Source organism: Solibacillus sp. iso_87, from assembly GCF_056173085.1.
In genome coordinates, this window is record NZ_CM149656.1 from 1459484 (window position 1) to 1481324 (window position 21841).

The following is a 21841-nucleotide window of genomic DNA, read 5'->3' on the forward strand; positions in this document are numbered from 1 at the left end:
CCAATCAGTGGGAATCAAAAACCTCCACTGATTGCAGTGTCACTTAAACCGTTTGAAGCTCTGCAGTAAGTTGCTCCAATTGTGTAATTAAATCACCGATAAATGCGATTGTGTCACGTAATGGCTGTTCAGTCGTAATGTCGACACCTGCCATTTGTGCAAGTTCAACAGGTGATTTCGTGCCACCTGCTTTTAATACATCGATCCATTGTTCAACTGCTGCTTCGTCACCGTTTAAAATACGTTGTGAAACTTGTGTTGAAATAGTTAAACCTGCAGAGTACGTATATGGATATAGGCCCATATAGTAATGTGGTTGACGCATCCAAGTTAATTCTGCACCTTCAGTTACTTCAACTGCATCTCCCCAGAATTGCTCAAGCACTTCACGTTTTAATTCATTCAGTTTCGGTGCGTTGACGCTTCCGCCTGCATCGATAATTTCATATACTTTGCGCTGGTAAGCTGCCTCAAGTAAATGTGTTACGAAATTATGGTAGTAAGTACGGCTAATGATAGTTGAGATGACCCAACGTTTAAAGCGCGCATCCGTAGAATTTTTTAATAAATGGTTTGCCATAAGCATTTCATTCATTGTTGATGGTGCTTCAATGAAGTAAAGTGATGGTCTTGCATTGAAAATGTTTTGTGCATCATTTGCCAAATAGAAATGACCTGCATGACCGAGTTCATGAGCTAAAACGAATACTTCATTCATGCGGCTCGTCCAGGAAATTAATACATATGGGTGTACACCATATGGGCTTGAACAGAATGCGCCAGTTGATTTTCCGGCATTTTGTGCAAAATCAATCCATCGCTCATCAAAAGAACGATCAATCATATTCGTATAATGCTCGCCCATAATTGATAAACCGTCTTTCATATATTGACGAGATTCTTCCACCGTGATAGTTGGTTCATATGATGGATCTAACGAAATTTTAAGGTCCGCAAACGTCATTTTGTCCAACTGATGTGTTTTTTGCAACAGTTTTGCATAGCGACGCATATGTGGTGCAAGTTCATTCATAATTAAATCAATTTGGCGGTTATACATTGAGCGGTCCACTTGCTGTGATTCTAATAATGAATCAAAGATATTGTCGTAGCCGCGAAGGTCTGCATCAGTTTTTTCAATCGCCAAGTGTGAATTATATGTTTTGGCAGTCGTATGCTGATAATCACGTAGCTTTTTTGAAAAGGCTGCAAATGCAGTACGACGTTTATTCGTGTCCGTTTCAAGCTCCCAATCGCCTTCAAACAGATTGTAGCTAAGCGGGAATGATTCACCATCTACTTCAAAGTTAGGGAACTGCATATCTACCAATTTTGTAGTATTGTACAGTTCATATGGCGCGTTAAATGTTGCACCGAATGCTGCTAGAGCTTTTTCCGCCTCAGGATGTAATTGATGCGGTTTTTGTACAAGCAGTTTATCAATAAAATTAGCGTATTCCGGTTTAGCATTTTGTGCTTCTTTTAAAACAGCTTCGTCCAATGCAAGTAAATCACTTTTTACAAAGGATAGCTTTGTTGCGAGTTTTGCAGCAAATGAACCAAAGCTTGCGGCACGCATCTGATTTTCAGTGCTCGTTTGGTCAACGCTATGTGAAAGGCTCGCATATGTGCCGATTACAACCATTTTCTCCTGAATCTTTTCAGTTGCTTCAATTGCATTGATCGCGCCTTGTACATCAGTAATTGTCCCCGCAAGCCCCTCTGCAGTTTCCTCTACAAGTTGACTTAATCCTTCTATTGCCGCTGTGTAGGCTTGTTCTGTAGCAAATAAATCTTCCAAATTCCAAGTTTCTTCAACCGGTACATCACTACGATTCAACATTGACATAAGTAGCCTCCTAATATTACGATATTCGAAATAAATAATACCATATTTCTGAAAATTTAGGAAGTAGTGAAAATTTGGTTGATAAATATTTTTAATATTATTTAGAAGACATATAGTAAAATAGAGAAACGATGGAAATAGGGAAAGAGTGTGATGATATGCAAGAAGTGAAGGATTGTAGTCTAATACTTGAAGGCGGGACATTTCGAACAGTTTTTACAGCTGGAGTTTTGGATGCTTTAATGGAAGAACAAATAAAGATGCCGTATATCGCGGCGATTTCAGCAGGTGCCATCAACGCGGTATCCTATATGTCAAATCAGCCTGAACGAACGATGCGTGTTTTAACGACATACCGAAATGATCCGCGCTATATGGGAATGCGGAATTTTTTTAAGGAAAAAAGCCTGTTCGGACTGGATTTTGCCTATAATATTGTACCAAATCAGCTGGATTTATTTGATTGGGATGCGTATTACAACTACCCGGGTGAAGTGGAGTTCGGGTTAACGAATGCATATACCGGAAAAGTGGAGTATAAAAGTGCGCATACTATGACAAAAACATGTGATATTTTGCAGGCAACATGTGCAATTCCTATACTGTTCCCTGAGATTAAAATTGACAATGTTCCATATTATGACGGGGGACTATCCGATTCGATCCCAATAAAACGTGCGATTGAAAAAGGATATAATAAGCATTTACTGATTTTAACGAGGGAACCGGGCTATATAAAAAGTGCTTCAAAAACGAATCAGTGGGCAACGAAGCTTTTTCAAAAACGCTATCCAAGACTCGCGGCTGCGATGAGACATCGTGCGGATATGTATAATGAAACAATACAATATATTGCTCAAAAAGAGATAGATCAGGAAGCGTTTATTTTTAAACCGGACAGCAAGATAAAAAGCTTTGAAAGCAAAGTCGATCAAATGAAAGCCAATTATGAGGTCGGCTATGAACAGGCACAAAAGCAAATGGCTGAGTTGAAGGCGTTTTTGGGGATTATTTAAAGGTAAAGCATAATACTGCGATAGTTTTATATAGAATATACTTGCAAAAACGAGTGGAAATATATTAAAATAAAGCTAAGAACATTAAATTAAATAAAAAGTGCAAGACAAGGTGGAGCCATAGTCAACTATGGCACCGCCTTGTCTTTTTTGCATTGAAAGGGGAAATTTATGTTTATTTTACAAATTGTGATAGTTTTATTTGCTACAAAACTCGCCGGACATCTTGCTGCGAGAATTGGGCAACCATCTGTACTTGGAAAAATAATCGTAGGTATTATTCTAGGTCCTGCGCTTCTTGGTTGGGTTCACGATACTGAACTTTTAACCGTATTCAGTCAAATAGGTGTTTTACTGTTAATGTTTTTAGCGGGTCTTGAAACCGACCTACAGGAAATGAATAGAAACAAAAAAGCGGCAATCTATGTTGCTTTAGGTGGTATTCTCCTGCCCATCATTTTAGGTTATGCCGGGTCGCAATATTACGGGTTATCTGTAGGAGAATCCATTTTTATTGGATTATTACTTTCTGCTACATCTGTCAGTATTTCGGTACAGGCATTAAGGGAGCTTGGTTGGCTAAATAGTAAAGAAGGGTCAACATTACTTGGAGCTGCGGTATTGGATGATATTGTAGTAGTTATTTTAATCGCGATTGCGATGAGCTTCTTTGCAGGTTCAGATACGAATATCGGAGTATTAATCGGTAAGAAAGTGTTATTCTTCGCTATACTGATTGTGCTTGCTAAATGGTTTATCCCACACTTCATAAGAATATTTAAGAAATTAAGAGTTACTGAATCAATATTGAGTGCTGGCTTGATTATTTGTTTTGGCTTATCATATTTTGCGGAATTCCTAGGTATCGCAGGTATTATCGGTGCTTTCTTTGCGGGGATTGCGATTGCACAAACAGAATATAAAGACGAAATTGAACATAAGGTTGAGCCAATTGCATACGGGATTTTTGTTCCATTCTTCTTTGTCAGTATCGGATTAGCCGTTTCATTCGATGGAATTGGTGATCAAATCGGGTTTATTATCGTGTTTTCAATAATTGCGGTTGTATCCAAATTCATTGGTTCAGGGTTAGGTGCGAAATTAGCTGGTTTCAATACGAAATCATCGATGGGCGTCGGTGCTGGAATGGTTTCCCGAGGCGAGGTTGCACTAATATTAGCAGCAATGGGACTTGAAGGAGGACTTCTCCCGGGTAATTATTATACGTCGATCATTATCGTAATTATCGTAACAACAATCGTGACACCACCTCTGTTAAAAGCAATTTTCGGGAAGAGAATAGTCGTTTAAATTTATGAATTAGATTAGAAAAGATAGGCGCATGCATTTTCATGAGCCTATCTTTTATTACGCTTTTTTTACTTTAATCCGATGGTAAAGAGACATTAAGAATTTAGTTAACGTTACAAAGACGGTCGCGCCAATCACAGCAGCGGCTACAATTTGAAGTGCTTTTAAATCAGAATCCATTATTGCATAAAACGCGGCAACAACTGCAGCAGCGGGCAGCAGCTTTGTAAGTAGAACAAGCCCCTTTTTATTTTCGGCCTTCCATTGGTTTCCGTATGAAGTCAGTGCAGTCCACAGTAACGGAATTGTAAGTACTGTCAGTAAAAGCGATAAACTAAAGAAGGGCGTGTGTATACTGCCAGTTGATTTTAGTGAAATCATCCAAGAAATAGTTGTACCAGGAACAAGTGCCATCATCGCAAGTTTTAGTGGTTTTGTTTGGTTTTTATACTTTTCAATTGTTGTATTGCGGTCCGCGTATATGGGCTTCGTATTGGGTGCGGCTCGAAAAAGATGAATATCACCTGAGGAATGCACAAGTGGCCAGCCTGTTTCCTTAAAAAGTTCAAAGTATTCTTCTGCATCATTATCCAGTGTACGATAATCGATACTGTAAATATAATCGGTACCTTCATCTTGCTCGAGCGTATAGCCTAAAAATGAAAATTTACGGACATGCCAACCTTCAGAAGAAAGTTTACTCAGTTTCTCCATATCTTTTTGTTCTGAAAAGGCTAATCCGCCAGACATCATATACTTCGTTCTACTCATGTTTCTTCCTCCAATCCTCTTTCAGCTAACTGAATCATCAGCTTTCGAATTTTTAGATCTTCTGCTAAAACATTTCTGCCTTTTTGCGTCAGTAAGTACACTTTGCGCCTTGAATCGGAATCGTCGTATAAATAAATCCATTCGTTTTGTAAAAGTTTTTTTATAATCGTATACATGGAAGCTGGGCCGATTGAAATAATACCGTTTGATGTTTTTTCAATTAAGTTCATAATAGCGTATCCGTGTTGAGGTGTTGTTAATGCTGCCATAATATGAAACATGGAATCGGTCAATTGATCATTATTTTTCACTATGTCACCTCCTGATGTATCAATAAGTGATATATATAAACAATATATCACTTTATGATGTAAGTGTAAAAAGAATTATCAATCAATTCAACAAGGAATATAAGACGTGGAAAAATAAAAACCTGCTCGTTTTAAAAACCGAGCAGGCGGACATTTTTAATTATTGCTTATCTTCGTAATCGTAATATTCAACCAGCCAAATAAAATCGTAATGACCGGACTTAACAGACAAAAGAAAGCGAATGGTAAATAATCAGTGACAGAAACATTCAAAGTCGAGGCAATGAACAGACCACACACACTCCATGGAACAAGCGGGTTAATAACAGTACCAGCATCCTCAATCGTTCGGGCCAAATTTTTCGGATGTAGCTGCAGTGCTTTGAATTTTTCTTTAAACGCTTCACCTGTTAATAACAGCGATAAATACTGTTCACCGATTGTTACGTTAATACCGATTGCGGTGAACGCAGTTCCTGTAATAACCGAACCGACCGATTTCAACTGGTTTTGAAGTGCCTGTAATAATGTTTGGATAATGCCGAGTGTAAAGAGCAATCCGCCCATAGACAGGGACAGTACAATCAAAATAATCGTAAACAGCATACTGTTCATTCCGCCTCGTGACAGTAATGAATCGATTGCTTCGACTCCGGTCTCCATTGAATAGCCGTTATACAAAATTCCAAACAGTTCGTTCAATGGAATCGTGCTGTGGAAATACGATAGCACGATGCCTGAAATAGCACTAATTGCCAGTGTAGCAAGGCTCGGCAATTTAAAAATCGTGCAGACAATCAGGACGATGAGTGGAATAACCGCATACCAATGAATTAAATTTGTTGCAAGCAGTGTTTCTTTAAAGCTTGTAATAAGCTCCGTGTCCATATTCTTACTGCTTGGAGAAATCCACGCATAGACAATCAGTGAAATGATAAATGCGGGTATTGTAGTGTACATCATATTTCTAATATGTGTAAATAATTCGATACCGGCAACGGTCGCAGCCAAGTTTGTCGTATCGGACAACGGGGACATTTTATCCCCAAAAAAGGCTCCAGAAACAATTGCACCTGCTGTAATTGCAAGTGAAGCATCTATAGAACTTGCAACCCCTAGCATCGCAACACCAACTGTTGCAACGGTAGTAAGCGAACTGCCGATTGCTGTGCCGATAATGCTTGTAATAATGAAGACAACAGCATAAAAAAAGCTTGCAGAAATAATGGATAGGCCTATATACAGTAATGTAGGGATTGTACCGTTGATTAACCAGCTACTAATTAATACACCGATTAACAGGAAAATGTAAACTGCGCCGATACTTGTTGAAACAGAAGCAATCATACTTTGTTCCATGATGCGGTAGGGTACTTTCCGCAGTACACCATACATGATCAGGACAATAATAGCTATGAAAATCGGAATATGTGGCACACTGCCGAGTTTCATAATGCTATAGGAGATGAGTGCGATAATAAATAAAATTAAAATAAGAGCTTCAAAAAAATGTGGTTTTACATGTTGTTTTGCATTCATGATGACTAGACCTCGCTATATAGTTTCGCGCTTCAACGCGTTGAAGTACAAAAGTAAGTGTAGCATTTTATTTAGAAAAAGGGAAGGGGGTAAAAATAAAAGGAACATACCGATAGTCCGGAATGTCCCTTTAGTGCCTGATGAAAGGCATTAAAATAATTGAAATTATTCAGCAAGCATAATCTTCTCTAATTGTAATGGTTCAATATATGTATCGCCTTTATATGCACGCATATTACCGCCGGAAATTTCATCAATGAGTATAATTTCACCTGTTTTTGCATCGCGGCCAAATTCCAATTTAATATCATAAAGCGTTAATCCTTTTTTCTCTAATTCTGCTGCAACAAACTTGGAAATTTCGATTGTGCGCTGTTTCAAAATGGCATATTCATCATGAGTTAAAATACCAAGCATCGAAAGTGCATCTTCTGAAATAGGAGGATCCAGGCGTTCATCGTCCTTAATAGTTACTTCTACAAATGAATCCAAATCCTGACCTTCTGTTGCATAAGCACCATAGCGGCGTAAAAAAGAACCGACTGCTTTAAATCGGCAAACAACTTCCAAACCTTTCCCGAAAACAGTTGCTGGTTTAACCGTCATTGTCGCTTCTTCAAAATTGGCCTCAACATAATGTGTCGGTACATTTAATTCGTTTAATTTAGAATAAAAGAAAGAAGTTAGTTTCAACCCGGCAAGGCCTGCACCATCAATTGTTAAACCAACTGTGTTTGCGCCTGGATCAAAAACCCCGTTTTCTCCAGTTACGTCATCTTTAAATTTCAGTAAATATAGTTCGTTTTCAAGTATAAATACATCTTTTGTTTTACCTGTATACATTAATTCCATATGAGATACCTCCAAAAGTAATTTCAAATTTATTATAACACGAATGATTTTATAGGAATAACATAAAAACGTTCGTATTTTGAAGAAAGACGTCTAACCTTTAACGTAGTATGCCCTTTACTACCATTACAATGGAAACATTTGTTATACTAATATTAGACAAGGAGTGATTTAGATGCTAAAAACGTATAAAAATATTGTTGTGGCAATAGACTTTTCGGAAAAAGCAAAAGTTGCTTTTGAACGCGGTATGAACGTTGCTCGATTGACGGATGCGACATTGAATTTAGTGAGTGTTATTGATACACATTCATTCGGATCAGTGGAAGCATATGATTTAAAGTATGCAAAAGCTCTAAAGGAAAAAACTCTCGATCAGTTAAGGGAATACAAGGTTATAGCAGAACAGGCCGGCGTTAAAAATGTAGAAGTATCCGTTGAAGAAGGGTCGCCGAAAGCGGTATTGACGAATTTGACAGAAGTTGATTTAATCATTATCGGAGCAACTGGTTTAAACCGTGCGGAACGCTTCTTACTCGGCTCTGTATCGGAGAATGTAGTTCGCAGCGCCAATTGTGATGTTCTCGTAGTACGTTAAAAAATAAACCCGCAATGCTCCTTTTTCAAAGGAAATTGCGGGTTTTGTTAATTAATATACGCCTTCTACAAGCATACCGTTCGCTACTTTAATGAAGCCAGCAATGTTTGAGCCGACAACTAAATTGCCTTCATAGCCATATTTTTTCGCTGCATCCGAACTTTCTTTGAAAATTGATTTCATAATACCGTGAAGTTTTTCATCAACTTCTTGGAAAGACCAGTAGTTACGGCTGGAATTTTGAGCCATTTCAAGTGCAGATACGGCAACACCGCCTGCATTTGCTGCTTTACCAGGACCAAATAATACATCGCTTGCTAAAAACTCATTGATAGCATCTAAATTCGATGGCATATTTGCCCCTTCTGCAACAACTTTTACGCCATTAGCAATTAAAGTACGGGCCTGTTCACCATTAATTTCATTTTGAGTTGCACATGGAAGAGCGATATCACATGGAATTGTCCAGATACCGTCACAGCCTTCTGTATAAAGAGCATTTGGACGATAATTTACATATTCTTTAATACGCTTCCCTTCAACTTCTTTTAACTGTTTAACAATTTTTAAATCAATGCCTTCCGGATCGTAAATGTAACCTGCAGAATCGGAGCAGGCAACTACTTTTGCTCCAAAATGCTGAGCTTTTTCAATTGCATAAATTGCTACATTACCAGATCCTGAAACGACAACCGTTTTTTCGTTAATTGAAAGTTTTGCGTCACGCAACATTTCTTCAACAAAGTATACTAAACCGTATCCTGTTGCTTCTGTACGCGCTAATGAACCGCCGTAGCCAGGTTTTTTACCTGTTAATACACCTGCTTCATATGCACCGCGGATTCGCTTATATTGACCCCATAAAAAGCCGACTTCACGCGAACCTACACCAATATCTCCGGCCGGAACATCGACATCCGGACCGACATAACGGTATAATTCTGTCATGAATGCTTGGCAGAAGCGCATAATTTCTGCATTTGATTTACCTTTTGGATTAAAGTCGGAACCGCCTTTACCGCCGCCGATCGGTTGACCAGTTAAAGCGTTTTTGAAAATTTGTTCAAAGGCTAAAAATTTCATAATTGATTCGTTTACAGTAGGATGGAAACGTAAACCACCTTTATATGGCCCGATAACGTTATTATATTGAACACGGTACCCACGGTTTACTTGTACTTGGTTTTGATCATCTTGCCAAGCTACACGGAAAGAGATGATTCTATCCGGCTCAACGATACGTTCTAAAATATTATGTTGAATGTATTCAGGATGTTGTTCGAATACAGGCACTAAAGAAAGGAAAATTTCTTCCGCTGCTTGTAAGAATTCTAACTGATGTGCGTTCTTAGTTTTTAATTTTTCAAACACTCCATCAACATATTGCTGTGCGTTGCTCGTTGTTGTCATTGTCATGTTAATACCCCCAAATGGATTAATACGTATACATTAGTATGAATTATCTAACAATTCAATTATATTTTATGTAACATCACTGTGTGAAATCGATGTTAAAAAAGGGAAAACGTTTTCAAGTATTATATCAATATAATAATTCGGAGTTGCTTTTGGAAAGGATGATGAACTATTTTACAACTATTAATTGATGCAGATGCATGCCCGGTTGTTGATTTAGCGCTGTTTATTTCATCTCGTTATGAGATAAGACCAATCTTGTTCTGCGATACATCACATCGAATCGAACGAGATGGTGCAAAAACAATTATTGTCGACAAGGGACCAGATTCAGTTGATTTTAAGCTTCTAAGTGTCTTAAAGCGAGGAGATATTGTCATAACAGGTGATTATGGCCTTGCCGCAATGTGTATAGCAAAAGGTGGAATAGTGGTTAATCATAACGGAAAAGAACTGACGTCTGACAATATAGATCAACTGTTGGCTTTTCGATTTGAAAGTGCGAAAATAAGACGTGCAGGGGGGCGTACGAAAGGTCCCAAAAAGCGTACGGAAGAAAATAATTTGGCTTTTGAAACGAAATTTCGACAAATTTGTGAACGTGCGATTTATGAGGAGGAGGAATCATAAATGAATCAGCAAATCTTAAATTTAGACGAATTAAAAGAGCGCTTTCCGTTAATTGAAAAGCTGCAATCCGAACAATATGTATATTGGGAAAATGAAAATGTAGCTAAAGAAAGGCAAGTATCTGACCAAGTGACACCTGATATGATTCAAGACGCAGAAAATAGATTGAAGCGTTTTTCTTCTTATATAAAGGTCGCATTTCCAATCACGAAATTTTCGGACGGCATTATTGAATCGGAATTAAGAGAAATTGCTGCGATGAAAAAACTCATAGAAGGACGTCGCGGTTTTAATATTCCCGGCAAATTAATGCTTAAATGTGATCATGCATTACCGATCGCCGGTTCGATTAAAGCACGTGGCGGTATATACGAAGTGTTAAGCCATGCGGAAAAGCTGGCAATTGATGCAGGTTTGATAACAGAACAAGAGGATTACGCAAAATTCCATAGTGAAGAATTCCGGAAGTTTTTTAGCAAGTATAAAATAGCTGTCGGGTCAACGGGGAATTTGGGCCTGAGTATCGGTATCATTAGCGCACAGCTCGGTTTCCAGGTGACTGTGCATATGTCGATTGAGGCAAAAGCGTGGAAAAAAGAACTGCTGCGTGAAAAAGGGGTGGAAGTAATCGAATATGAATCCGATTATACTTCTGCCGTGGAAAACGGCCGCCAAGTAGCAGAACAAGATCCTGCTTGCCATTTCGTTGATGATGAAAATTCAATCGATCTGTTTTTAGGGTACTCGGTAGCGGGATTTCGCCTGAAAGACCAGCTTCAGCAAATGAAAATTAAAGTCGATTCGAATCATCCGTTATTTGTTTATCTGCCTTGCGGGGTTGGAGGAGCGCCCGGAGGAATCGCCTACTCTTTAAAACAAATTTACGACGAACATATTCATATTTTCTTTGCGGAACCATTTGCATCACCATGTATGCTTCTAGGTTTGATGACAGGTATGCATGACAAAATCAGTGTGAATGATATTGGTTTATCCAACAAGACAGAGGCTGACGGATTGGCGGTAGGGCGTCCCTCACGATTTGTCGGAACATTGATGGAATCCGTAATAAGCGGATGTTATACTGTGGATGACAGCTTTTTATTTAGAAGTTTAAAAGGTATGTTTGAGACGGAAAACATTTTTATGGAACCTTCAGCACATGCTGGTGTGTATGGTCCGATTGAATTAATGATGCAGGGGACTTCGTACATTGAAAAACATGGGCTTACAGATAAAATGGAAAACGCCACACATATTATTTGGTCAACAGGCGGCGATTTAGTGCCTGAAGAATTACGACAGCAGTATTTACAATCAGAGATATAGAAGGGAAGTCGCTTGTGTTAATTGTAGTAGTCATCATCGCATTTTTTGGAGCAGGTTTACTCGATTTAAACTTACGCAAAAAATATAACATCCCAAAAAACGAGAAATTTATGGATCAGTATGTGGGGATTTGGCATTTCGTCTTGGAAGTCATCCTTTGTTTCATGTTTTTATCGTATGTAACTATTAATCTATTTGACCAAAAAACATTATATTCTGTATTGTTTGCGTTCATTATGATCCTATTTATAATCCGTGGACTATTGGAGTTTTGGTTTAGAAGAGAAAAGCGTCGTCATATAATTTCATTTACTTATGTAGTGCTTTGTGCAATTTGCAGTATCGCAATTGCCATTATTATGTAAGAAGGAAGTGTGTTGGGGGGTATCCCTCAACACACTTCTTTTTAGTCTACTTGGATTTCTTCTACAGTTGCTTCAACTTCTGAGCGGGACATTTTTTCTCGTCCTTCTCTCATCGCCTGTAATGTTTTATGTGCCAATGCTAAAGGCAATCTGCAGAACAGTTTGATCGAACGCTTATCTAAATCCTTCATGTATAGGTCGGCCTTAGCCAAGTTTTCCTCTGCATAAGCAAAAAGTTCTGCCCGCGTCCAGCCATCCGGTACGAAGCTAACACCGCGCTCATCCAAATCTTCCTGCTCATTCCGTAAAATGTTTACTGCCTGTAAGCCGCGACCATAGCCAATTGCCAGCTCACGGTCTGTTTTCGTACCGGCGCTCCATTCCCAAAGCTCCGAAAGCATGACACCGACCAAACCAGCCACATAGTATGTATAGTCGTCCAAGTCTTCTTTCGTATGCACCTGCCAGTTTTCGAGTGCCCATTTTGCCATCCCTTCTGCCATTTCGCTCGTTGCAGATGTGACAATCGGGAATGCTCCTTGAGGACAAACTTCCAGCCAATCAGCAAGGCGCAGTGTCACTTCAGGCATTTTATCCTTTACAGGAGCCAGTGCATCAAGGTAAGCCTCACTATCAAAGGCAGGAGCTTTCAATAATTCCGCCACTTTTAATAATGTCGCATTTTTCATTTCATTGGAAACATCTTCATGATCTTCAATTTCATCAATTGCCCGCATTGCTAAATATGCAGCAGCAACCGTTAATTTTAATTCTTTATCTAAAAAAGTAATGGGGATATAAAATGTACGGCTCGTCTCTTTTAAAACGCGCATCGCATCTTTTTGTAAAGCTTTATTTGACATAAGGAAAACTTCCTCCATTCTAAATTGCATCCATCTCTTATCGTAACGCAAATTTGTTAAAAGGGAAAATAAAAGTTCCGGCTTTTGTGGATGAGGCAAGGATGAAAATTAGATAGCGAGCGGAGAAATAGAGCAACGGGTATCAGAAGTAGAACAATTAGCGAAAAGTAGAAAGTTTAAATGCCATAGTAGAAACACCTTTCCCAAAGGAAAACACCACTAAAAAACACACGCATTTTCAGTATGTACATATTAATTGAAATATGGTAATATTAGAACAATTCAAATGGACGGAGGTGAACAGAATGAAGAAGTTAGCGATCGAGACAGGTGTAAAAGTGGATACAGCTATGTATTTTGCACGTGTCATTACTTTTAAATTTGGGTCTAACGGGATAGGTGTGTCCTTTTTTAGACAATTTAAAAATAATGCGTAGCTAATTAACTTCATTCTTTTCACCAATACTGAAAAGGCTGCTCTTGTTAATGAGCAGTCTTTTTGTTTTTTTAGCTGCGCCAGTGGAGGCGTAGAAATATGCAGTTGAAAGCAGAAAACATAACGAAAATTATCGGTGGCAACACTATTTTTAAGGAACTTTCCTTTGAGGTGAATGCCGGGGAACGTATCGCAATTGTCGGTCGAAACGGCAGCGGGAAAACGACATTATTTAAAGTGCTGGCAAGTATTGAACAGCCGGATGAAGGGCGGATCATAAAATCGAAAGGTCAAACAATCGGTTACTTGCATCAAATTCCTCAATACACGGATATATCAGTTTTTGATGTATTATCAAAAGCATTTGCTGAATTACATGATATTAAAGATCGTCTGTCTCAGTTGGAATTGAGTATGGCAACTGATTTATCCGAGAAGATTCTCAATCAATATGGAGAGCTGCAGGAGCACTATTTAGCAAAGGGTGGCTACGAAATTGAAGCGAAAATTGCATCGATGGCCAATGGACTTGCGATTACAAAACTATTGGAACAACCTTTTCATGCGCTCAGCGGCGGGGAAAAAACAAAGGTAATGCTTGCTCAAATATTACTGCAGCAGCCGGATATTTTGCTGTTGGATGAACCGACAAATCACTTGGATCTTGCTGCAACACAATGGCTTGAAGACTATTTGCAATACTTTAAAGGTACCGTTGTTGTAATTTCGCATGACCGGATGTTTTTAAATAAAATTGTTCAGTATGTGGCAGAAATTGAAGACGGGCAACTATGGATGAGTAAGGGTAACTATGATCAGTACATTAAAAATAAAGAAGCAAAAATAGCGCAGCAGTTTGCGGCATATGAAGAACAGCAAAAAAAGATTCAGAAGATGAAAGAGGCAATTCGCCGATTACGACAATGGGCGAATGAGGCATCTCCTCCGAATCCCGATCTATACCGCAAAGCGAAAGTAATGGAGAAGATGCTGGCTCGAATGGAAGTTGTCAAAAAGCCAAAAACCGAGCGTCAAATAAGTTTACAGCTTAATGCTGAAGACCGGACAGGAAAAGAAGTATTTATGCTGAAAAACATTTCCCACGGTTTTGAACAGGACTTTTTATTTATGGATGTTCAGTTAACTGTACATTTTCAAGATCGGATAGCGATAGTTGGGAATAACGGAACGGGAAAATCCACGTTATTAAAAATTCTACTAGGGGAAATGACGCCGGTTGATGGGGACGCAAAACAGGGCAGCAATTTAAAGATTGGTTACCTTGCACAACAGTTTGATCAATTTAACGGCAAGCAGCGTCTTATTGATGCATTCCGGGAGCACGTATCATTGACGGAATACGATGCGCGGCATATGCTCGCCAAATTTTTATTTTACGGTCATGATGTATTTAAAAAAGTGGATCAACTAAGCGGCGGGGAAAAAATGAGGCTTCGACTAGCTCAATTAATGGTTCAAAAATGCAATGTTCTCGTGTTGGATGAACCGACGAACCATCTTGATATTGAGTCGAGAGAAGCGCTTGAAGAAGCATTGGAGAACTTTGAAGGAACTATTCTCGCGATTAGCCATGACCGCTATTTTCTGCAAAAACTATTTAAGAGAACGGCATGGCTTGAAAATCAGCAGCTTATCATACATGAAGGTCCATTTGGATGGGCACAGTCGAAACAAAAGGAGTTAGGCAAATGAATCAAATCGAAGCATATTGGAAGCATTTTTGCGATTCGGAAGGTAAACAAAATATTTATTATAAAGAAGCATTTCAATTTGGTGAAAAAGCAGATTGGCTTGCGGGACTTGTAGTGGATGGCGTTAAAGAAGCAACTTGTTCAAGCTTTCCGTTGTATGAACTTGAAGGAGAAAGTTTGCCGGAAGTGGGGGATTACCAGATTGTTTTAAACAGTCTTGATGAACCCGTTGCGATTATCCAATCCTATTCTATTGAAATTTACCCATTCAATAAAGTACCGGTTGATTTTGCGTTGGCAGAAGGAGAAGGTACTTATGAGGAATGGAAGGAAGCGCATGTCGCGTTTTTTAGCAGAGAACTTTCCAAAAATGGTCTGGAATTTACCGAAGAAATGCAGACAGTTTGTGACCGCTTTAAAAAAGTTTTTCCTAAATAAAGATTAGAAAGCTGCAATATAATAGCTAGACTTATACAAAATGGAGGAATTTGCTTACGCAATCCTCCATTTTTTCACTGTTTTCGTTCAATATCAAGACATCTTGGCAACAATTGCTATCGAAAATCGTTACATAATAGTTGCATAGGTTAATGTTTTTTTGATATATTGATTCTTGTTTTTCTAAATAAAAAAGGAAAACGTCTTGAATAGAAAGAGTGATTACAAGGTGAAAAACTTAGTAAAAAATAAAAGCTTATTAAACAATTTTCCAGGGATTTTCGTTCTTGCTGTTTTAATGCTATGGGCGAAAACGTATATTACACAAGTGACGCAATTCAAGTTGGGTGTGGAGGGACCACTTCAACAGTTTCTTTTATTAATTAATCCATTAGGTTCTGCGGTACTATTTTTATCAGTTGCTTTTCTGTTTAAAGGAAAAAGAAGACTGACTGCATTGATCATCATCTATACATTGATGACATTTCTTTTATTTGCAAATGCTGTATATTATCGTTTCTTCAGCGATTTTATTACGCTTCCAACGATTTCCCAAACACAAAACTTTGGGGATTTAGGCGGCAGTGTTTTAACATTATTAAAACCTACTGATTTATTATTTTTTGTGGATATTTTCGTATTGATATATATTCGTTTTTCAAAGAAAATTAATTTCCAATCCGGCAAAGTCGGATTTAAAATGCCAGCAGCTGTTATAGCAGCAGCAATTGTATTATCAATTGTCAACTTGCAATTAGCGGAAGCTGACCGCCCGGATTTATTGAGCCGTGGCTTTGACCGCAGTTATATCGTGAAATATTTAGGTATGTACAATTATACAATTTATGATTCTGTTAAAACGTTTGAAGCATCTTCAGAACGTGCTTCAGCAGACAGCAGTGATATTGCGGAAATTATTAACTTTACAAATTCATTTTCAGCCCAGCCAAACGAGAAGTACTTTGGTAAAGCAAAAGATATGAATGTGATTTATTTGCATCTGGAATCCATGCAATCATTTTTAATCGATTATGAGCTTGAAGGCGAAGAAGTAACACCGTTTTTAAATTCATTAGTTAAAAATGAAAACACAATGTATTTCGATAACTTTTATCATCAAACAGCGCAGGGGAAAACTTCTGATGCTGAATTTATGTTAGAGAATTCATTATTCGGTTTGCCACAAGGTTCAGCCTTTATAACGAAAGGTCAAAATACGTTTGAAGCCGCACCATCGTTATTAAAAGACTATGGCTATACGTCAGCAGTGTTCCACGGAAATAACGGCAGCTTCTGGAACCGAAATATTATTTACAACCAATTTGGCTATGACGAATTTTTTGACGAAGCTTCGTATGATACTTCTGATTCGAAAAATATGGCAGAGTACGGTTTAATGGATAAACCATTTTTCGAGCAGTCGGAAAGCTTGCTGGAAACATTGCCGCAACCATTCTATACAAAATTCATTACGGTTGCCCATCACTTCCCATATAAGATTGACCAGGATTTAGCGACGATCGGTAAGGCGACAACAGGTGATGCGAGTGTCGATAATTATTTCCAGACAGCTCGATATGCCGACGAAGCGATTGAACAGTTCTTTTCATATTTAAAAGAATCCGGTCTTTATGAAAATACAATGATTGTGATGTACGGAGACCATTACGGAATTTCTGATAACCACAATAAAGCGATGGAACAAATTATTGGTGAAGAAGTTACACCTGTTGTAAATGCAGATTTACAGCGTGTGCCGTTATTTATTCATGTACCGGGAATGGAAGGCGGCGTTAACCATACGTACGGTGGCCAAATAGACCTCCTTCCGACAGTACTGCATTTACTTGGTGTTGAAACGAAAAACAATATCCATTTTGGGACAGACCTGCTTTCTGAGGAGCATAGCGAAATCGTTCCGTTTAGAAACGGTAACTTTGTCAGCCCGACGATCTATTCATTGGATGGCAAATACTATGATCAGAAAACTGGCGAAGAGCTTGATGAATCAAAAGTGGAAACAGCAGATAAATTAAAAGCGTTGGTAGAAGAAAAACTTCATTATTCCGATAAAGTTGTAAATGGAGATTTATTGCGCTTCCATTCCAAAGACGGAAGCATAAAAGAGTAAGTAGAACAGTTTAAAAATGGATATATTTTCTCAGGCATCAGGCATCATCTAATTTGATTATTTCAAATGGATGATGCCTTTTTATTATGGCTTGAAAAATAATTAACAAGGATCCAGATGAAGAAAATACTTTTCAAAATACACCGAAATAGTCAAGGAACTCTTTCTCTTTCATAATAAATTTCTAACAGGTATGGAAATCGGTTTATATATACAACCGTGCATTTATCCTGTTGATTATCTTCTGAAGTGATGTATTAATTTATACTGATATTTTTAATGAAAACGTAGATTGCTATTAAAGCAATAACAATTAAAGTAGTGAGGGTGAATTTTACTATTTAAAAGTACTAATTTGGTGAGAATATTTTCACTGCATTATCTATATAAATTATGAGACAGATAAATAACTGCTTAATAAGTTGTAATCTTTTTGTATAAGCAACATATAGTGTTTTTTGGGAAAGCGAAGTGTTTTAGAGTTTTTAGTAGGCGATCTAAATGATTCGCCAACACCCAATTTATTAAGGGGGAATGAGTGAATGAGAGAAGCCGTAATCGTCGCTGCAACACGAACACCAGTAGGCAGAAGAAATGGTGTATTAGCAGAAGTACGGGCAGATGATTTAGCTGCAGATGTACTGGAGGATGTAGTAAAACGCGCGGGAATAGAAAAGGCCCTTGTGGAGGATGTTATTTTTGGCTGTGTTACCCAAACATTGGAGCAAGGTGGAAATATCGCACGTATTGCTGCATTGATGGCAGGCTTTCCGATCGAAGTGCCCGGTGTAACGATTGACCGGCAGTGCGGCTCGAGTTTACAGGCAGTTCATTTTGCGGCACAAGCGATTATAGCAGGCGACATGGATATTGTTATCGCAGGTGGTATTGAAAGCATGAGCCGTGTACCGATGGCAGCAAATATGGAGGGCACGCGCGAAAGTGACCGTATTAAAAAATACGAGTTGATTCACCAAGGGTTATCCGCAGAGCGTATTGCTGAACAATGGCAGCTAACAGAGCAGGAAGTTAATGAATATTCTGTGCTGAGCCAGCAACGCGCCATTCAGGCAATTGAAGCAGGCTATTTTGATGATGAGATTGTAGCAATCGGTGATGTAGATACAGATGAAGGCCCAAGACCGGGAACAACCGTCGAAGTTCTGCAAGGCTTACGAAAGCTGTTTAAAGAAGACGGATTTATTTCTGCAGGAACTTCATCACAAATGAGCGATGGTGCATCAGCAGTACTCATTATGTCGAGTGAAAAAGCGCAGGAACTTGGTTTGAAACCTATGGCGAAAATCATCGCGCGTACTGTCGTAGGTTCTGACCCGACACTTATGCTGACAGGTCCAATTGAAGCGACAAAACGTGTTCTTGAAAAGGCAAATTTAACGATTGATGATATGGATACGTATGAAGTGAATGAAGCCTTTGCACCTGTACCGATTGTTTGGGCAAAAGAGCTTGGCGCGGATTTGGAAAAACTGAATCCTGACGGTGGTGCGATTGCGTTAGGTCATCCGCTTGGCGCAACGGGAACAAAATTATTAACTACGATGATTTACCGCATGGAGCGTAATAACCAGCGCTATGGCTTGCTTGCGATTTGTGAAGGAATGGGCATGGCTAATGCAACAATTATTGAGAGACTTTAAATAGAACTCTATTCATATTTTATAAAATTACGAAAAGATGTAATCGCTTTCAATTTGTAAGATGTTGAAAATATGACGAAGAGAGAGTGAAATAAATGAATAAAACATTGGCGAAATCTAGAAAAGGGTCCCGTACGTTATTTAATAATGATCATATTATGTTCCGGGAATCTCTAAGAAAATTTGTGGAAAAAGAGATTGAACCTTATTTTACACAATGGGAGCATGACCGCATCGTTCCGCGTGAACTATGGACAAAGTTAGGCAGCCAAGGATTTTTATGTCCGAGTGTAGAGGAAAAGTACGGCGGAATGGGCCTGGACTTTATTTTTAATATTGTTTTATCTGAAGAATTATCAAAAGTCGGTGGGGTTTAAGTGGCATTGGACTGCATAGTAATGTCGTAACGCCGTATATCACTTCATTTGGAACAGAAGAACAGAAGCTGAAGTATCTTCCGAAGTTTGTAAGCGGTGAATGGATTTCAGCCATTGCAATGACAGAACCGGGTGCTGGTTCTGATTTACAGATAATGACGACAACTGCAATTAAAGATGGCTCCGACTACATTGTGAACGGCCAAAAAACCTTCATTACGAACGGAATTCTTTCCGATGTCATCATCATCGCATGTAAAACAGATCCAAAAGCGGTACCTGCACATAACGGGGTAAGCTTACTGATTGTTGAAAGAGGAATGGAAGGTTTCTCCCGCGGCAGAAAATTAGACAAGGTTGGCATGCATAGCCAGGATACAGCAGAACTTATTTTTGAAAATGTACGAGTACCTGCTGAAAATCTTCTTGGTGAAGAAGGAAAAGGTTTCTTGTATTTAATGCAAAAATTGCAGCAAGAACGTCTTCTTACAGCAGTAGGGGCTATTACCGCTGCAAAAGATATGCTCGACTTAACGCTACAATATGTAAAAGAGAGGGAAGCGTTTGGTAAACCGATTGGTAAATTCCAAAATACACAATTTACACTGGCTGAAATAGCGACACAAGTAAAAATCGGCCAAACATTTGTGGATGATTTGATCATACGTCATATAGAAGGACAGGATATTGTGACGGAAGTATCAATGGCCAAATGGTGGATAACAGATATGGCGCGGAAAATTTCGGTTGAATGTATGCAATTGCATGGCGGCTATGGTTATATGGAAGAATAGAAGATTGCGAGACGTTTCCGCGATATTGCAGTTACACCAATTTTTTCCGGTTCCAATGAAATTATGAAAGTCATTATTGCCAAAAATTTAGGATTGTAATGAATCCGAAATTACTCATCAAGTTAAAGCACATGATTCGTACTATGAATTTCGGCTGGTTGTATAAAGGGGACATGGCGTACCGCGATGAAGAAGGCTATCACTTTATCGTTGACTGAAATAAATACATTATCATTCGGGGCGGATTTAATATTTACCCAAGGGAAATAGAGGAACTGCTGTATCAGCATCCGGCTATCGTAGAATGCTCTGTGATCGGCAGACCGGATCCGGTTTTTGGTGAAAAGACGGTTGCGTATGTCGTAACGAAAGACGTCGAACTTACAGATATCCGAGACTACTGCAAAGTAAAACTTGCCGAATACAAAGTACCGGATTATGTAAGTTTTATCGAAGAAATTCCGAAGTCGGGAACAGGTAAGATTTTAAAGACAGCACTGAAAAACTTGGATAAGAATGCACTGCCTAAATAAGAAGCGGTCGGTTGGTCGGAGTTCTTAAACTTCAGTACATGAACTAGAACTCAGATCATGCCGGTATGGACGGGTCGCGAATTGCTTATCCAAAAATGGCAAATAGGTTAAAGATTGAACACGAATAAGGAGAGATTAATAATGAATTTTGACCAAAAGGCAATTATCGTTACGGGTGGAGGATCAGGGTTAGGTGAAGCGACTGCACGAAAGATTGCAGCTGCTGGAGGCTATCCGATCATTTTGGACTTAAATGAAGAAAAGGGTCAAGCGGTTGCTGATGAAATAAATGGCCTATTTTATAAAACGAATGTTGTGAAGGAAGAAGACGTACAGGCAGCGATTAACGGTGCTGTAGAAAAGTACGGTTCGATCCAAGGTGTTGTAAACTGTGCCGGTCTTGGTACTTCGACACGTGTAGTAGGCAGAAAAGGTATATTTCCATTAGATGAATTTAACTTTATTATTCAAGTTAATTTAGTCGGTACATTTAATGTCATCCGTTTAGCGGCAGCTGCCATAACGACAAATGAACCGAATGAACACGGGGAACGCGGGGTTATTGTAAATACAGCTTCTGTAGCGGCATTCGATGGGCAAATCGGTCAGGCTGCCTATTCTGCATCTAAAAGTGGAATTGTAGGGATGACATTGCCGATCGCAAGGGATCTGGCAAGCTATGGCATCCGAGTTATGACGATTGCACCGGGGATTTTCGATACACCTTTAATGAACAGTGCACCTCAAGCGCTTAAGGAAGCGTTAGGAAAACAAATTCCATTCCCATCCCGTTTAGGTGAAGCGGATGAATATGCGCATTTAGTAAAGGCCATTTTTGAAAATCCAATGTTAAACGGTGAAACGATTCGGCTCGATGGTGCGATTCGCATGGCCCCACGATAAAGAGGA

20 protein-coding genes and 1 pseudogene are annotated in these 21841 nt (G+C 38.9%); 14 read left to right on the plus strand and 7 right to left on the minus strand.

The window, feature by feature from the left end; translation table 11 throughout:
* Nucleotides 1-43: 43 nt before the first annotated feature.
* Nucleotides 44-1849, minus strand: coding sequence for an oligoendopeptidase F (gene pepF / locus AC0VXV_RS07160; protein WP_475530924.1), 1806 nt, complete (start codon nucleotides 1847-1849; stop codon nucleotides 44-46).
* Nucleotides 1850-2007: 158 nt separating this feature from the next.
* Here pepF and AC0VXV_RS07165 point away from each other — a divergent pair, with 158 nt between their 5' ends.
* Both AC0VXV_RS07165 and AC0VXV_RS07170 read left to right on the plus strand, forming a co-directional pair.
* Nucleotides 2008-2865: a patatin-like phospholipase family protein gene (locus tag AC0VXV_RS07165; protein WP_475530925.1), complete on the plus strand. Its 858-nt coding sequence runs from the start codon at nucleotides 2008-2010 to the stop codon at nucleotides 2863-2865.
* A gap of 171 nt (nucleotides 2866-3036) precedes the next feature.
* Nucleotides 3037-4176, plus strand: coding sequence for a cation:proton antiporter (locus AC0VXV_RS07170; protein WP_475530926.1), 1140 nt, complete (start codon nucleotides 3037-3039; stop codon nucleotides 4174-4176).
* A gap of 57 nt (nucleotides 4177-4233) precedes the next feature.
* Here AC0VXV_RS07170 and AC0VXV_RS07175 read toward each other — a convergent pair whose 3' ends face one another.
* From AC0VXV_RS07175 to AC0VXV_RS07190, 4 genes are all read right to left on the minus strand, one after another.
* Nucleotides 4234-4947 (minus strand): DUF2812 domain-containing protein, encoded by a 714-nt coding sequence (locus tag AC0VXV_RS07175; protein ID WP_475530927.1) that lies wholly within the window; start codon nucleotides 4945-4947, stop codon nucleotides 4234-4236.
* Entirely contained in the window at nucleotides 4944-5258 is a 315-nt protein-coding gene (locus tag AC0VXV_RS07180) for a PadR family transcriptional regulator (RefSeq protein ID WP_475530928.1), read from the minus strand. Before AC0VXV_RS07180 ends, AC0VXV_RS07175 begins: the two co-directional genes overlap by 4 nt.
* 156 nt (nucleotides 5259-5414) lie before the next feature.
* Complete coding sequence (gene nhaC / locus AC0VXV_RS07185; protein WP_475530929.1) at nucleotides 5415-6797, minus strand: Na+/H+ antiporter NhaC; 1383 nt, start codon at nucleotides 6795-6797, stop codon at nucleotides 5415-5417.
* Between the two features lie 165 nt (nucleotides 6798-6962).
* Nucleotides 6963-7649 (minus strand): phosphoribosylaminoimidazolesuccinocarboxamide synthase, encoded by a 687-nt coding sequence (locus AC0VXV_RS07190; RefSeq protein ID WP_475530930.1) that lies wholly within the window; start codon nucleotides 7647-7649, stop codon nucleotides 6963-6965.
* A gap of 175 nt (nucleotides 7650-7824) precedes the next feature.
* On the opposite strand from AC0VXV_RS07190, the gene AC0VXV_RS07195 reads away from it, so the two are divergent.
* Nucleotides 7825-8247 carry a universal stress protein gene (locus AC0VXV_RS07195; protein WP_475530931.1) on the plus strand — a complete coding sequence of 141 codons (423 nt, stop codon included), beginning with the start codon at nucleotides 7825-7827 and terminating at the stop codon, nucleotides 8245-8247.
* Nucleotides 8248-8298: 51 nt separating this feature from the next.
* On the opposite strand, the gene gdhA is transcribed toward AC0VXV_RS07195, so the two are convergent.
* Entirely contained in the window at nucleotides 8299-9663 is a 1365-nt protein-coding gene (gene gdhA, locus AC0VXV_RS07200; protein WP_475530932.1) for an NADP-specific glutamate dehydrogenase, read from the minus strand.
* 171 nt (nucleotides 9664-9834) lie between these two features.
* Here gdhA and AC0VXV_RS07205 point away from each other — a divergent pair, with 171 nt between their 5' ends.
* Genes AC0VXV_RS07205 through AC0VXV_RS07215 form a run of 3 tightly spaced genes read left to right on the plus strand, consistent with a single transcriptional unit; the run spans nucleotide 9835 to nucleotide 11987 of the window.
* Nucleotides 9835-10293: a YaiI/YqxD family protein gene (locus AC0VXV_RS07205; protein WP_475531413.1), complete on the plus strand. Its 459-nt coding sequence runs from the start codon at nucleotides 9835-9837 to the stop codon at nucleotides 10291-10293.
* On the plus strand, nucleotides 10294-11622 hold the full coding sequence (locus AC0VXV_RS07210; protein WP_475530933.1) for a D-serine ammonia-lyase: 1329 nt from the start codon (nucleotides 10294-10296) through the stop codon (nucleotides 11620-11622).
* A 14-nt stretch (nucleotides 11623-11636) separates the two neighbouring features.
* Complete coding sequence (locus tag AC0VXV_RS07215; protein ID WP_475530934.1) at nucleotides 11637-11987, plus strand: DUF4181 domain-containing protein; 351 nt, start codon at nucleotides 11637-11639, stop codon at nucleotides 11985-11987.
* 41 nt (nucleotides 11988-12028) lie between these two features.
* On the opposite strand, the gene AC0VXV_RS07220 is transcribed toward AC0VXV_RS07215, so the two are convergent.
* On the minus strand, nucleotides 12029-12850 hold the full coding sequence (locus tag AC0VXV_RS07220; RefSeq protein ID WP_475530935.1) for a squalene/phytoene synthase family protein: 822 nt from the start codon (nucleotides 12848-12850) through the stop codon (nucleotides 12029-12031).
* Between the two features lie 305 nt (nucleotides 12851-13155).
* On the opposite strand from AC0VXV_RS07220, the gene AC0VXV_RS07225 reads away from it, so the two are divergent.
* The 8 genes and pseudogenes from AC0VXV_RS07225 (at nucleotide 13156) to AC0VXV_RS07260 (ending at nucleotide 21835) form a co-directional block, all read left to right on the plus strand.
* Nucleotides 13156-13287, plus strand: coding sequence for an RAxF-45 family protein (locus tag AC0VXV_RS07225; RefSeq protein WP_008404783.1), 132 nt, complete (start codon nucleotides 13156-13158; stop codon nucleotides 13285-13287).
* 98 nt (nucleotides 13288-13385) lie between these two features.
* Entirely contained in the window at nucleotides 13386-14999 is a 1614-nt protein-coding gene (gene abc-f, locus AC0VXV_RS07230; RefSeq protein ID WP_475530936.1) for a ribosomal protection-like ABC-F family protein, read from the plus strand.
* Nucleotides 14996-15436, plus strand: coding sequence for an ASCH domain-containing protein (locus AC0VXV_RS07235; RefSeq protein WP_475530937.1), 441 nt, complete (start codon nucleotides 14996-14998; stop codon nucleotides 15434-15436). Before abc-f ends, AC0VXV_RS07235 begins: the two co-directional genes overlap by 4 nt.
* 229 nt (nucleotides 15437-15665) lie before the next feature.
* On the plus strand, nucleotides 15666-17567 hold the full coding sequence (gene ltaS, locus AC0VXV_RS07240; RefSeq protein WP_475530938.1) for a lipoteichoic acid synthase: 1902 nt from the start codon (nucleotides 15666-15668) through the stop codon (nucleotides 17565-17567).
* A 542-nt stretch (nucleotides 17568-18109) separates the two neighbouring features.
* Complete coding sequence (locus AC0VXV_RS07245; protein WP_475530939.1) at nucleotides 18110-19228, plus strand: thiolase family protein; 1119 nt, start codon at nucleotides 18110-18112, stop codon at nucleotides 19226-19228.
* 95 nt (nucleotides 19229-19323) lie between these two features.
* Nucleotides 19324-20498: pseudogene (locus tag AC0VXV_RS07250) on the plus strand (acyl-CoA dehydrogenase family protein).
* Between the two features lie 176 nt (nucleotides 20499-20674).
* Nucleotides 20675-20932: an AMP-binding enzyme gene (locus AC0VXV_RS07255; protein WP_475531414.1), complete on the plus strand. Its 258-nt coding sequence runs from the start codon at nucleotides 20675-20677 to the stop codon at nucleotides 20930-20932.
* Nucleotides 20933-21073: 141 nt separating this feature from the next.
* Nucleotides 21074-21835 carry a 3-hydroxyacyl-CoA dehydrogenase gene (locus tag AC0VXV_RS07260; RefSeq protein WP_475530940.1) on the plus strand — a complete coding sequence of 254 codons (762 nt, stop codon included), beginning with the start codon at nucleotides 21074-21076 and terminating at the stop codon, nucleotides 21833-21835.
* The last annotated feature ends 6 nt before the right edge of the window (nucleotides 21836-21841 follow it).

What these genes read in the sequence shown, in the direction of transcription:
- pepF (WP_475530924.1), bottom strand. Translation starts at nt 1,849, where the DNA reads ATGTCAATGTTGAATCGTAGTGATGTACCGGTTGAAGAAACTTGGAAT.
- AC0VXV_RS07165 (WP_475530925.1), top strand. Translation starts at nt 2,008, where the DNA reads ATGCAAGAAGTGAAGGATTGTAGTCTAATACTTGAAGGCGGGACATTT.
- AC0VXV_RS07170 (WP_475530926.1), top strand. Translation starts at nt 3,037, where the DNA reads ATGTTTATTTTACAAATTGTGATAGTTTTATTTGCTACAAAACTCGCC.
- AC0VXV_RS07175 (WP_475530927.1), bottom strand. Translation starts at nt 4,947, where the DNA reads ATGAGTAGAACGAAGTATATGATGTCTGGCGGATTAGCCTTTTCAGAA.
- nhaC (WP_475530929.1), bottom strand. Translation starts at nt 6,797, where the DNA reads ATGAATGCAAAACAACATGTAAAACCACATTTTTTTGAAGCTCTTATT.
- AC0VXV_RS07190 (WP_475530930.1), bottom strand. Translation starts at nt 7,649, where the DNA reads ATGGAATTAATGTATACAGGTAAAACAAAAGATGTATTTATACTTGAA.
- AC0VXV_RS07195 (WP_475530931.1), top strand. Translation starts at nt 7,825, where the DNA reads ATGCTAAAAACGTATAAAAATATTGTTGTGGCAATAGACTTTTCGGAA.
- gdhA (WP_475530932.1), bottom strand. Translation starts at nt 9,663, where the DNA reads ATGACAATGACAACAACGAGCAACGCACAGCAATATGTTGATGGAGTG.
- AC0VXV_RS07210 (WP_475530933.1), top strand. Translation starts at nt 10,294, where the DNA reads ATGAATCAGCAAATCTTAAATTTAGACGAATTAAAAGAGCGCTTTCCG.
- AC0VXV_RS07220 (WP_475530935.1), bottom strand. Translation starts at nt 12,850, where the DNA reads ATGTCAAATAAAGCTTTACAAAAAGATGCGATGCGCGTTTTAAAAGAG.
- AC0VXV_RS07225 (WP_008404783.1), top strand. Translation starts at nt 13,156, where the DNA reads ATGAAGAAGTTAGCGATCGAGACAGGTGTAAAAGTGGATACAGCTATG.
- abc-f (WP_475530936.1), top strand. Translation starts at nt 13,386, where the DNA reads ATGCAGTTGAAAGCAGAAAACATAACGAAAATTATCGGTGGCAACACT.
- AC0VXV_RS07235 (WP_475530937.1), top strand. Translation starts at nt 14,996, where the DNA reads ATGAATCAAATCGAAGCATATTGGAAGCATTTTTGCGATTCGGAAGGT.
- AC0VXV_RS07245 (WP_475530939.1), top strand. Translation starts at nt 18,110, where the DNA reads ATGAGAGAAGCCGTAATCGTCGCTGCAACACGAACACCAGTAGGCAGA.
- AC0VXV_RS07260 (WP_475530940.1), top strand. Translation starts at nt 21,074, where the DNA reads ATGAATTTTGACCAAAAGGCAATTATCGTTACGGGTGGAGGATCAGGG.